Genomic DNA, 12488 nt, shown 5'->3' with positions numbered 1-12488 from the left:
TTCGGGCCAGGCCCGCTGCTTTATTTATTTCAATTTATCATCTCATCAGCAACCAGTTTTGACACACTTGTGGACTTCTCAGCTCCGCCACTTTCTGTAAAATGCTTGACTCAAAACACCTCTGATGAACCTATTCTATCACCTTTCCAGTGAAAAATCAATAATTTCTCTCCCCAAAAAGTCCATCTGGCAGGTCGTGAAATCCTTTGCCCGTCTGATAGTTGGCAAATTTCCCTAAAAGGAACTGGTAGGCATCTAGACGACTTTCATAGCGAATGGCCGCTTCCTTAGCCCGCTCATCTTTGTCTGCCTCGTAGACCGCCTGACTCTCCTTGAGGGCCATCTGGTTAATCATGACCTGGGACTTTACCCAAGCTTCAAACTCCTGTAAAAATTCCTGTTCGTAACTCATTTTTCTCACTTTCTAACTGCAAATACCTAGTCCAAACCTCGGTAAAAATCACTGTCAATATCACGGAAGGGCTGAATATCCTGCACATACTCCAGCACCCCCTGAAATTCACCAGATTCATCCCGCACCGCCGCATAGGTCACATGGACAAACTTGCCCCGTGATTCCGATTTGAACCACATCTCAAACTTGTCCCGCTCTCCCTCTCGCAAAGCCTTGAAAATCCGCCGCACCTTGTCCAAAAACTTGGGCGGGTGACAGAGCTCAACATTGCGCCCTATCTGGGAAGGCGTCCGCTTGAAAATCATCTCATCCGCTGGCACGCTGTCATTATAATACTGGAAAATATCGTCCTTATTGACAAAGGTAATCTCCATGGGCAGATGGTCCAAAATCAGATTGGCCTCCGCCACCGACAGGTAGCCATGACCAAAAGGCTGCTGGGAGTCCCGATTAAAGGTTTGCTCCTTCTTTTCCTTAGGCTTAAAGGAAATGGTGACCTGACCATCCGGCGTATCAATGACCTGCTGAAACCTACCATCACTAGTCTGCTCTGTGCTGGCTGGCACTTCGCTTCCTTCATCAGCAGCATCCCCAGCTTCCTCCTCCGAGAATTTGTGCCGCGCAGGAATCCATTTTTCCGTTGGCTTGATAATGGCATAGCCATAAGCATCACTCTCCTCAGCAATCTTGAGCCAGTCATCCTGATGGAAGGACTCGAGGAGAATCATGAGAAGGATGGATTCTTCCTTGAAAATCATAGCTTCAAACTCAGCCGCAAAGGTCTCAAACTTGTCCTTGACTTCTTGAATCGAAGTATCAGGCAGCTGCTCTGCAGCAATCTTAGCCTCTTGGAAAAGGGCTCGAATCTGATCATCTACCCCCCACATGACCTTGGGCGGCGAATCGTGACCGTAGCCCTCCATGATGGGAAACATGAGCTCTTCCTTGCGCTGATAGTGGACATCAAACTGTCCCACCAAACTCAGCTGGCGCTGGAGTCCCTTACGGATTTCTGGAAGAAGCTCCTCATCTTCTGTACTTTCATAGGTAGATAGGAGCCTGCGAACTCGCATGAGGGCAGCCCGCAACGCTAGATTTTCCTGCTTGAAGACTTGAACCGGATGACCTGGATGGTCGGTATCCGCCACCTCTACATTCTGAATGGCTCCTTTAAAGAGGTTGGCATGGACATTGCAGAGGGACATGACATCTTCGAAGGTCACTCCCGTATCCGAGTTCATCAGCTCATGCTCCATCAGGCTGATCTCAATAGCGGACACACCAGCAAAATGCTCGTTGAAAAGCTCCTGAACGGACTCTGCAGAAGCACCGTTATGTAGGTCCAGCAAGATAGACTTGAGGACTTCAATACGTTCAGTAGCCATGTCTAAATCCCCACCACTTCATAGCCATTTAATTCCAGAGTTTGCTTGATTTTATTAAGGTCAATGCCATTCATACCAGCGCCTTTTTTGATAGAAACCACGCGCCCGACTGTATTGCGCATAACGGGATTGGCCAGAGGCGTAAAGCCTAATTCTACCAAGACATCCAAAACCTCGGGATGTTTCTCAATCACTTCTGCCACCGGGATAGACAAATCAATCACATTATCCATAGCTGCTCCTTCATCGTCATTTTTCTACAATTATACCATAAAAAAGCTATCAGACTCAAAGCAAAAAAAAGCAGGAGTGTCTGCTCCTCTTACGCTTGTTCAAAAGAAATGGAATAGCGAATTAAGATAGACATAATGACAGACTTCTGCCTTCCATTATTGACCCAGGCAACGATAAGAAAAATTGAAGCACATTGTTTCTTCTTTTTCCTATTTTGTGTTAAGCTAAGACTAGTGAATTGAAAGGGTTTTCGTATGTATCTAGCAGACTTAATGGAAAAGAGTGAAGCGGGACAGTTTATTGTCCTATCTTATTTACAGCAACATTCTACATCCAGTTTGAAGGATGTCATGTCTGAAACAGGCTTCTCCAAAGCAACCTTGACCAAGTACATTAGCCTGATAAATGACAAGGCTATCGACCATCATGTAGCCTTATCCATCCAGCTTCAGGACGAATCGCTCAGTCTGTCTGTCGGTCCAGATACCAAGGGACGGGACATTCGCAGACTCTTTTTAGACAATGCTGTCAAATACCAGATTTTAGACTACCTGCTCTACCATCAGCAGTTTTTAGCCCATCAATTAGCCCAAGAGCTCATGATCAGTGAAGCAACACTAGGCCGTCATATATCTGGTCTAAATCAGATTTTATCAGAGTTTGAACTATCTATCCAAAATGGCCGCTTGAAAGGACCTGAGCACCAGATCCGCTACTTATATTTCTGCCTCTTTCGCAAGGTCTGGACCAGCCAAGATTGGGAGAAAGAACTTCAAAAAACAGAAAGAAGGAAGGAAGTTGTCGTCTTAGAAGAACTCTGCGGAGCCCAGCTCTCTCAAGGCCAGCGATTGGACTTGGCCCTTTGGGCACATATCACCCAACAGCGCCTAAGAGTCAATGCCTGTCAATTCAAAGACATTGAGCAGAAAATGCAGGGCTATTTTGAAAATATCTTCTACCAGCGCTTGCATCGCAGGACAAATGATTTCTTTGCTGGACAGCACATCACTCTGAGTCAGGAAGACGGGGAAATGATGATTTTCTTTTCATTTCTGCTTTCCCATCGGGTTCTACCCTTGCACACCATGGAGTATATTCTGGGCTTTGGCGGTGAAATTGCCAGTCTGATTACGCAACTGATTCAAGAGATGAAGGGCCAGAACTTGCTAGGGGACTATATTGAGGATCAGGTGACCTACGAACTAAGCCAGCTCTGCGCCAGTGTCTTTCTTTTCAAAGGCTATCTATTGCAAGACAAATACAAGCACAACTTGGAATTGCGCCACCCATACTTGTGGAGCGAATACGATTATCGACAAGTAGCAGACACTATTTTTAGCAAACTGCCTATTTTCCAGCAGGGAACATCTCTGGATAAAAAGGTGTTGTGGGAATGGCTCCAGCTGATGGAGTATATTGCTGAAAATGACGGTCAAGTCATCAAGATAGGCATGGACTTGACCGATAGCTTTATAGTTGTTTCCAGAATGACGGCCATTTTAAGGCGGTATTTAGAGTACAATCGCTTTATTACGATTGAATCCTACGACCTTACCAAAAATTACGATCTCATCATCACAAACAATCCCATCCATCAGGACCAACAGATTCCCGTCTATTATTTAAAAAATGACTTGGATTTAGAAGATTTAGCAAAAATTCGGAACATGATATTTCATTGAGAAACTTGGAGAAATCCAGGTTTCTTTGTGATTTTCGCACAATCTCCTCATATTTTTTTAAAATTTAAAAAAAGTTGATGAAAAAGAAAGCGTTTTATTTTATATACTAGTTACTGTAGAGGAAACATCCTCAAGATTTTTACCAGGAGGACAGTTCATGTCACAAGAAAAATACATCATGGCCATTGACCAAGGAACAACTAGTTCCCGCGCTATCATCTTTAACAAAAAAGGAGAAAAAGTTAGCTCCAGTCAAAAAGAATTTACTCAGATTTTCCCTCAAGCTGGATGGGTTGAGCACAATGCCAATGAAATTTGGAACTCTGTGCAGTCCGTTATCGCCGGTGCCTTCATCGAAAGTGGAGTAAAACCTAACCAAATTGAAGCCATCGGAATCACCAACCAGCGTGAGACAACTGTCGTCTGGGATAAGAATACGGGACTTCCTATCTATAATGCTATCGTTTGGCAGTCTCGTCAGACAGCTCCTCTGGCTGAACAGCTGAAAAGCCAAGGCTACGTAGAAAAATTCCATGAAAAGACTGGTTTGATTATTGACGCTTACTTCTCTGCTACCAAGGTTCGCTGGATTTTGGACCATGTAGAGGGAGCGCAAGAAAGAGCTGAAAAGGGCGAATTGCTCTTTGGTACTATTGATACCTGGCTGGTTTGGAAATTGACTGACGGCGCGGCTCACGTGACCGACTACTCCAATGCCGCTCGTACCATGCTCTATAACATTAAAGATCTCAAATGGGACGATGAGATTTTGGAAATCCTCAACATTCCAAAAGCCATGCTTCCAGAAGTTCGTTCTAACTCAGAAATCTATGGTAAAACTGCAGCCTTCCATTTCTACGGTGGAGAAGTTCCAATCTCTGGTATGGCTGGTGACCAGCAGGCAGCTCTCTTTGGACAGTTAGCTTTTGAGCCTGGTATGGTCAAAAACACTTACGGAACTGGTTCCTTCATCATCATGAACACCGGTGAAGAGATGCAGCTGTCTGAAAACAACCTCTTGACAACCATCGGCTACGGTATCAACGGCAAGGTTTACTATGCTTTAGAAGGTTCTATCTTCATTGCCGGAAGTGCCATTCAATGGCTGCGCGACGGTCTTCGGATGGTTGAAAATTCACCAGAATCTGAAAAATATGCCCTAGATTCTCACAACAATGACGAAGTCTATGTCGTACCTGCCTTTACAGGTCTGGGCGCTCCCTACTGGGATCAAAATGCACGTGGATCTGTCTTTGGTTTGACCCGCGGAACCAGCAAGGAAGACTTTATCAAGGCTACTCTGCAATCCATCGCTTACCAAGTACGCGACATCATTGATACCATGCAGGTGGATGCCAAGACTGCTATTCAAGTCCTCAAAGTCGACGGCGGTGCTGCTATGAACAACTTCCTCATGCAGTTCCAGGCTGACATTTTGGGAATCGATATTGCCCGTGCTAAAAACTTAGAAACAACTGCTCTCGGTGCAGCCTTCTTGGCAGGTCTGTCAGTAGGCTACTGGAAAGACTTAGACGAACTCCGTACTCTCAATGAAACTGGAGAACTCTTTGAGCCGTCTATGAATGAATCTCGCAAGGAACAGCTCTACAAAGGATGGAAAAAAGCCGTTAAAGCAACTCAAGTCTTTGCAGAAATCGACGACTAATACTGAAAGAATAACGCGACTTAATTAGAAAGTGTGTAAATATGGAATTTTCAAAGAAAACACGTGAATTATCGATTAAAAAAATGCAGGAACGCACCTTAGACCTCCTGATTATTGGTGGGGGGATTACCGGTGCTGGAGTAGCCTTGCAAGCAGCAGCTAGTGGCTTGGAGACCGGTCTGATTGAAATGCAAGACTTTGCCGAAGGGACTTCTAGCCGCTCTACCAAATTGGTCCATGGTGGCCTTCGTTACCTCAAGCAATTCGACGTAGAGGTGGTCTCAGATACAGTTTCTGAGCGTGCTGTGGTCCAGCAAATTGCCCCCCATATTCCAAAACCAGATCCTATGTTGCTTCCTGTTTATGAAGAAGAGGGCGCTACCTTTAGCCTCTTCCGTCTGAAAGTGGCTATGGACCTCTATGACCTCTTGGCCGGTGTCAACAACACTCCTGCTGCCAACAAAGTTTTAAGCAAGGAGGAAGTGCTAGAACGGGAACCTGAACTCAAGAAGGAAGGTCTGGTTGGTGGCGGTGTCTATCTTGACTTCCGCAACAACGACGCTCGACTCGTAATTGAAAATATCAAACGCGCAAACCAAGACGGTGCCCTGATTGCCAACCATATCAAGGCAGAAGGCTTCCTATTTGATGAAGCTGGAAAGATTACAGGAGTCGTTGCGCGTGACCTCTTGACAGACCAAGTCTTTGAAATCAAGGCTCGTCTAGTTATCAATACAACTGGACCTTGGAGTGACAAGGTACGCAATCTGTCAAATGACGGTGAGCAATACTCACAAATGCGTCCAACCAAGGGAGTTCACTTGGTAGTTGACTCTAGCAAAATCAAAGTTTCTCAGCCAGTCTACTTTGACACAGGCTTGGGAGACGGCCGGATGGTCTTTGTCCTTCCACGTGAAAATAAAACCTACTTTGGTACGACAGACACTGACTACACTGGCGACCTAGAGCATCCAAAAGTGACTCAGGAAGATGTAGATTACCTCTTGGGCATTGTCAATAATCGCTTCCCAGAAGCAAAGATCTCAATTGACGACATCGAAAGCAGCTGGGCAGGTCTGCGTCCTCTCATCGCAGGAAACAGTGCTTCTGACTATAATGGCGGAAACAACGGTACCATTAGCGACGAAAGTTTCAATGCTCTGATTGCGACTGTTGAGAGCTATTTGGCTAAAGAAAAATCTCGCGAGGATGTCGAAGCGGCTGTTACCAAACTCGAAAGCAGCACTTCTGAAAAACACTTGGATCCATCTGCCGTGTCTCGCGGTTCCAGCTTAGAACGCGATAACAATGGTCTCTTGACCCTTGCTGGCGGTAAGATTACGGACTATCGTAAGATGGCTGAAGGCGCTATGGAGCGTGTCGTTGGAATCCTCAAAGCAGAATTTGACCGCAGCTTCAAGCTCATCAACTCTAAGACTTACCCTGTTTCAGGTGGAGAGCTCAATCCAGCAAATGTGGATTCCGAAATCGAAGCATTTGCTCAACTTGGTGTCTCACGTGGCTTAGACAGCAAAGAAGCTTTCTATCTTGCAAATCTTTACGGTTCAAATGCTCCTAAAGTCTTTGCTCTCGCACACAGCATCGAACAAGCACCAGGTCTCAGCCTAGCTGATACCTTGTCACTGCATTATGCTATGCGTAACGAATTAGCACTCAGCCCAGTCGACTTCCTGCTTCGCCGGACAAATCACATGCTCTTTATGCGGGATAGCTTAGATGCTATTGTAGAGCCTGTTCTGGATGAAATGGGTCGATTCTACGACTGGACAGAAGAAGAAAAAGCAACTTATCGAAATGATGTTCAAGCTGCCCTTGCAAATAACGATTTAGAAGAATTAAAAAAATAGAAAATACGAGAAGAGGCGGTAGGCAAAACAACTGTCTGCCTCCCCTTCTTTTAAATGGAGTAACATAGATGATGAAAGAAATATTTGGTGAATTTTTAGGAACACTGCTCTTGCTCCTTCTGGGTAATGGTGTAGTTGCAGGTGTGGTTCTTCCCAAAACTAAGAGTCACAATTCAGGCTGGATTGTGATTACCATGGGATGGGGGATTGCTGTTGCCATCGCTGCTTTTGTATCTGGCAACCTTGGCCCAGCCCATCTGAACCCTGCCCTAACAATCGGAGTAGCTCTGAAAGGTGATTTGCCTTGGGCATCTGTTCTTCCTTACGTCCTTGCTCAGTTTGCAGGTGCTATGGTCGGACAGTTCCTAGTCTTCCTACAGTTCAAACCTCACTATCTAGCTGAAGAAAATCCGGCTAATGTCTTGGGTACATTCAGCACAGGCCCAGCTATCAAAGATACCTTCTCTAACCTGATTAGCGAAATCCTTGGAACCTTTGTTCTTGTGCTGACTATCTTCTCTCTTGGACTTTATAAGCTGCAAGCAGGCATTGGCACTTTTGCAGTCGGAACATTGATTATCGGGATTGGACTATCACTTGGTGGAACAACTGGCTATGCCCTCAATCCAGCTCGTGACTTAGGACCTCGCATCATGCATAGTCTTCTTCCTATTCCTAAAAAAGGAGATGGCGATTGGAGCTATGCTTGGGTTCCAGTTGTCGGACCAATCATCGGTGCCGTCCTTGCAGTCCTAGTCTTCGGTTTATTCTAATATAACCTATTATCATTAGAGAACGCTTGACGTGTGTTCTCTTTTTTTGACTAATTGATTAGGCTAAGACTGAATCCCTATAAAACCGTTGCAATTTTGACAAAAGAAAAGACTTAGCCCTGTATTAGAGAAAACTAAGTCCTTTTTAGAATGATTTTGTTAGCTCTTGCGAGCTGCTTACAATTAACTCGAACGAGAGCTATCTCGCTTGGATAATTTCACCACTGCCTCGGTCCGAGCGGTATGCGGAAACATATCAACCGACTGGATATAGTGAACATCGTAGACCTGAGAGAGCTTGACTAAATCCCGAGCCAGAGTTGAGACATTGCAGGAAACGTAGACCATCTTCTCAGGTGCATAGCGGACAATTGTCTCCAGCAGCTTATCGTCCAGACCAGTTCGTGGCGGATCGACAATCAAGGCATCCGCCCGATAGCCCTCAGCATACCAGCGAGGAATAATCTCCTCTGCCGTCCCAGCCTCATAGAGTGTATTATCAAATCCCATTCGTTTCGCATTACGCTTGGCATCTTCAATGGCCTCAGGGATGATATCCATACCCCGCAGAGACTTGACTCTTTTAGCAAAGGCAAAGCCGATGGTTCCAACCCCGCAATAAGCATCAATCAAATGGTCTTCTTTCGTCACATCAAGCGCCTTAACCGCCTCCCCGTAGAGCACCTCTGTCTGCTCAGGATTGAGCTGATAGAAAGCTCGAGGCGATAGGGAGAACTCATAGTCCAGCACTCCTTCTTGGATGGTCTTCTCGCCCCAGATAATCTCTGTCTTATCCCCATAAATCTCACTGGACTTGCTCGTATGATAATTGACTGCTATTGTTTCCAACTCAGGAAATTCAGCCACCAGGTCTCGGACGACTGGAGAAAAGTCCAGTTTGCGGCCTGTCACAAAAATCATCTGCACCTGACCCGTCTTTCTGGCTCTTCGAATCATGACCGTGCGTACTCCAGCAGTCTTCCTCTCATCATAGATAGGCAGCCTATACTTACTTAAAAGCCGAGCCACCTTATTGATGATCTGTTGCGTTACCTTGTCCTGAACCAGACAGTTTTTCAGCGAGACCAGATAGTGGGAATTCTGGGCATAAAGCCCCGCCTTGACCTCATCCTTAAATTTCCGAGTCTGAAACTGCAGTTTAGCCCGATAATAGAGTGGCTCCTGCATACCAATAGTCGGACGAATCTCATAGTTCTCATAGCCTGATGGCGCAAATTTTTTCAAGGCCTGACGCAGCAAATCTTCCTTAAACTCTAACTGCTTGTCATAGTGGAGGTGCATGATTTGACAGCCCCCGCAGCTATCATAAATCTCACAAGGCGCCTCCACCCGAAATTTCGACCGTTTGTTAATTGTCAAGAGCTTGGCCTCAATGAAATTACGCTGAATCCTGGTCACCTGACAGTAGACTTCCTCACCCTTCAAAGCCCCTGGCACAAAGACCAGTGTTTTCTTATAAAATCCAATTCCTTCCCCATTAATCCCCATTTTCTTAATTTTCAAAGGGATTCTTTGCTTCACTTTCACATTCATGCTTCTATTATACCACGCTGCCTCGCATTAGTTGAGAATATGTTAAAATAAAAGTATGAAAACAGAAAAAATATCCCTTCCACTAGCCCAATACCCTAAGCAAATACGAACTTATCTAGAGAGAGCCAATTTTTACGACAGGTCCTCACATTCTGGAGCCAGTGTTTTCTATGCTGATACGGGCTATTATTTGAAAATCGACCAAAAAGGCCAGTTAGCTCAAGAGGCCACACTTGCCAAGTGGTTTGAAGAGCAAGGACTCGGTGTACCTGTCATTCACTACCTGACAGCAGATAAAGACTACCTGCTGACTAAAGAAGCCGAGGGCAAGGACGCCCTAGCCTTTCTCCAACAGCCAGAAGAACTTTGCCAAACGATGGCTGTCACACTCAAAAAACTTCACAGCCTCCAACCCCAGCATTTCCCAATCCAGCATCGCCTCCAACACTATAAAGAGCAAGCAGAGGAAAATTATCGGAAAGGCTACTTTTATCAAAAAGCCTTGTTGCCTCAATTTCATATCCAAAGCCGTGAGGAAGCCTACAAGCTTATCCAAGAACAGGGACACTTACTGACTGCGGATTCCTTGATTCACGGTGACGCCTGCTTGCCTAATTTCATTTTGAAAGAGGCTTCAACCTTCTCCTGCTTTATTGACCTTGGTCTCGCTGGCCTTAGCGATCACCACATTGACCTTTATTGGGCCATCTGGTCTCTTACTTATAATTTATCTGACCCACAATACGCAGAGCTCTTTCTTGATTACTATGGCCGGAAGGATGTTGATATAGACAAACTACGCTTGATAGCTGCCTTTGAAGCATTTAGCTAAAAGAAAGGACTTTACCAAAATCCCCAATGAAAATCACAAAAATCGAAAAGAAAAAAAGACTCTACCTCTTGGAGTTGGACGACAGCGAAAAGCTCTATATTACAGAAGACACCATCGTCAGATTCATGCTGTCTAAAGGAATGGAAATCACAGAGCAAGAGCTAAAAAAAATTCAAGACTATGCCCAATTTTCCTATGGCAAAAACCTAGCCCTCTACCAACTCTCCTTTAAGCAAAGAACTACTAAGGAAGTTAAAGACTACTTAACGCAGCACGACATCCAACCGGAAACCATCAGCCAGGTCTTGGACAATCTAAAAAAAGATAATTGGATTAATGATAGAAAGTATGCTAATTCTTTTATCCAATCCAACCTTCTCACTGGTGACAAAGGCGCTTTTGTTCTCAAGCAAAAACTCAGTCAAAAAGGAATTTCTAGCACTATCATAGAAGAAGAATTGAGCCAGTTTGATTTCACTGAATTAACAGACAAGGTTGCCCAAAAGCTGCTCAAAAAATACCAGGGTAAACTGCCCAGCAAGGCCCTACAAGAAAAAATTCTTCAATCCTTGATAAACAAAGGTTTTTCATATAGCCAAGCCAAAAAAGCCTATCAGCATTTGGACATCGAAGAAGACCAAGAGAACCAAGAAGAGCTACTCTATAAAGAGTTAGACAAGCAATACCGCAAGTACTCAAAAAAGCACGACGGCTATGACTTAAAACAGCGTCTGACCCAAGCTCTAGCTCGCAAAGGCTATGATTTCTCCGACATCTCTAGCGCTCTGAGAGACTATTTCTAAAAATTTTAGGGAAAAACTTAGAATTATTCATGAAAATATGATACAATAATTAGTGATAAACTTTAAAAATTGTAGAAAGTTGGTAAAAAATGAGACTTCCCAAAGAAGGCGACTTTATTACAATTCAAAGTTATAAGCATGATGGTAGCTTGCACCGTACATGGCGCGACACCATGGTACTAAAAACAACAGAAAATGCGATTATTGGGGTAAATGACCATACTCTTGTTACTGAGAGTGACGGACGACGCTGGGTCACTCGTGAACCAGCAATCGTGTATTTTCATAGGAAATATTGGTTTAATATCATTGCAATGATTCGAGAAAATGGCACATCTTATTACTGCAATCTAGCCAGCCCCTACTATCTCGATAGTGAAGCTTTAAAATACATTGACTACGACCTAGATGTAAAAGTCTTTGCTGACGGTGAAAAACGCCTGCTAGATGTAGAAGAATATGAACGTCATAAGAAAAAAATGAATTATTCAAATGACTTAGATTATATTCTAAAGGAAAATGTAAAAATTCTTGTTGATTGGATCAACCAAGAGCGTGGACCATTTTCGCAAGCTTATGTTAACATTTGGTACAAACGCTATATAGAACTAAAGAATCGCTAAAGTTGTCAAAAGAGCTCACGCTCTTTTTGTTTTCCAAAAATGAAAAGCAATTTCTTGCAATCTAAGCAATTTTTCAGTATCATAAAGAAAACAATTTACGAAAGGAGCAGTTAATATGGCATTTACCAACACTAAAGGACGATATGCCAGTTTTGGAATAGTTACTAGTTTACCAGATGAAGTTATTGATACATTTTGGTACATTATTGATAACTTCCTGAAAGATACATTTCCACTAGAAAATCTCATCCAATTCGAACTTCTCAATAATAATGGAAAACTAACTTATCGATTTTCTGAAGCTCATCTTGATACACTGATCTCCTTTGATTTCACATATAAATTCAATCCATTCTATCCTCGAACTATCTACATTACAGATAATAATGGAAAAGAAACGATTATGTTAGCAGATGAATACTCAATCATGTAATAAACAAATCTATTATGAAAAGAGTCAATTGAAGTTTCTTCAATTGACTTTTTTAAAAAATAAAAACTAAACAATAAGTTTAGTCCTAATTAAATACAATCGGGAAGACAGGATTCGAACCTGCGACACCTTGGTCCCAAACCAAGTACTCTACCAAGCTGAGCTACTTCCCGTCGTGATCGAATATCTCTCCTATCACTATATGCACCCTAGAGGAGTC

At 43.8% G+C, this 12488-nt stretch carries 12 protein-coding genes and 1 tRNA gene; 8 read left to right on the top strand and 5 right to left on the bottom strand.

The window, feature by feature from the left end; translation table 11 throughout:
• Window positions 1-157: 157 nt before the first annotated feature.
• Genes PCY06_RS09900 through PCY06_RS09890 form a run of 3 tightly spaced genes read right to left on the bottom strand, consistent with a single transcriptional unit; the run spans window position 158 to window position 2033 of the window.
• Window positions 158-412, bottom strand: coding sequence for a DUF1912 family protein (locus tag PCY06_RS09900; protein ID WP_061594643.1), 255 nt, complete (start codon window positions 410-412; stop codon window positions 158-160).
• A 26-nt stretch (window positions 413-438) separates the two neighbouring features.
• Window positions 439-1800 carry a DUF438 domain-containing protein gene (locus PCY06_RS09895; RefSeq protein ID WP_082307123.1) on the bottom strand — a complete coding sequence of 454 codons (1362 nt, stop codon included), beginning with the start codon at window positions 1798-1800 and terminating at the stop codon, window positions 439-441.
• Window positions 1801-1802: 2 nt separating this feature from the next.
• The gene (locus PCY06_RS09890) at window positions 1803-2033 is read right to left on the bottom strand and encodes a DUF1858 domain-containing protein (RefSeq protein WP_045501785.1); all 231 of its coding nucleotides are present in this window, start codon (window positions 2031-2033) and stop codon (window positions 1803-1805) included.
• 255 nt (window positions 2034-2288) lie between these two features.
• On the opposite strand from PCY06_RS09890, the gene PCY06_RS09885 reads away from it, so the two are divergent.
• From PCY06_RS09885 to PCY06_RS09870, 4 genes are all read left to right on the top strand, one after another.
• Complete coding sequence (locus PCY06_RS09885; RefSeq protein WP_082307124.1) at window positions 2289-3716, top strand: helix-turn-helix domain-containing protein; 1428 nt, start codon at window positions 2289-2291, stop codon at window positions 3714-3716.
• 157 nt (window positions 3717-3873) lie between these two features.
• Window positions 3874-5382, top strand: a complete 1509-nt coding sequence (glpK, locus tag PCY06_RS09880) for a glycerol kinase GlpK (RefSeq protein WP_046165927.1) — start codon at window positions 3874-3876, stop codon at window positions 5380-5382.
• A gap of 41 nt (window positions 5383-5423) precedes the next feature.
• Window positions 5424-7250 carry a type 1 glycerol-3-phosphate oxidase gene (gene glpO, locus PCY06_RS09875; protein ID WP_096754702.1) on the top strand — a complete coding sequence of 609 codons (1827 nt, stop codon included), beginning with the start codon at window positions 5424-5426 and terminating at the stop codon, window positions 7248-7250.
• Between the two features lie 68 nt (window positions 7251-7318).
• The gene (locus PCY06_RS09870) at window positions 7319-8023 is read left to right on the top strand and encodes an MIP/aquaporin family protein (protein WP_082307126.1); all 705 of its coding nucleotides are present in this window, start codon (window positions 7319-7321) and stop codon (window positions 8021-8023) included.
• Between the two features lie 183 nt (window positions 8024-8206).
• Here PCY06_RS09870 and rlmD read toward each other — a convergent pair whose 3' ends face one another.
• On the bottom strand, window positions 8207-9577 hold the full coding sequence (gene rlmD, locus PCY06_RS09865) for a 23S rRNA (uracil(1939)-C(5))-methyltransferase RlmD (protein WP_082307127.1): 1371 nt from the start codon (window positions 9575-9577) through the stop codon (window positions 8207-8209).
• A 55-nt stretch (window positions 9578-9632) separates the two neighbouring features.
• On the opposite strand from rlmD, the gene PCY06_RS09860 reads away from it, so the two are divergent.
• The 4 genes from PCY06_RS09860 to PCY06_RS09845 all read left to right on the top strand — a co-directional run bounded on the left by PCY06_RS09860 (window position 9633) and on the right by PCY06_RS09845 (window position 12268).
• On the top strand, window positions 9633-10409 hold the full coding sequence (locus PCY06_RS09860) for an aminoglycoside 3'-phosphotransferase (RefSeq protein ID WP_082307128.1): 777 nt from the start codon (window positions 9633-9635) through the stop codon (window positions 10407-10409).
• Window positions 10410-10435: 26 nt separating this feature from the next.
• The gene (gene recX / locus PCY06_RS09855) at window positions 10436-11212 is read left to right on the top strand and encodes a recombination regulator RecX (RefSeq protein WP_082307129.1); all 777 of its coding nucleotides are present in this window, start codon (window positions 10436-10438) and stop codon (window positions 11210-11212) included.
• Between the two features lie 89 nt (window positions 11213-11301).
• Complete coding sequence (locus tag PCY06_RS09850) at window positions 11302-11835, top strand: DUF402 domain-containing protein (protein ID WP_012000105.1); 534 nt, start codon at window positions 11302-11304, stop codon at window positions 11833-11835.
• 115 nt (window positions 11836-11950) lie between these two features.
• Window positions 11951-12268, top strand: coding sequence for a DUF960 domain-containing protein (locus PCY06_RS09845; protein WP_008809152.1), 318 nt, complete (start codon window positions 11951-11953; stop codon window positions 12266-12268).
• Window positions 12269-12367: 99 nt separating this feature from the next.
• Here PCY06_RS09845 and PCY06_RS09840 read toward each other — a convergent pair.
• Window positions 12368-12441 (bottom strand) — tRNA-Pro (locus PCY06_RS09840).
• Between the last annotated feature and the right edge of the window lie 47 nt (window positions 12442-12488).

Source organism: Streptococcus sp. SG1 (assembly GCF_030439935.1).
Taxonomy (GTDB): domain Bacteria; phylum Bacillota; class Bacilli; order Lactobacillales; family Streptococcaceae; genus Streptococcus; species Streptococcus gordonii.
The sequence above is the reverse complement of the archived record's forward strand: the minus strand, read 5'-3'. Positions and strand labels throughout refer to the sequence as shown.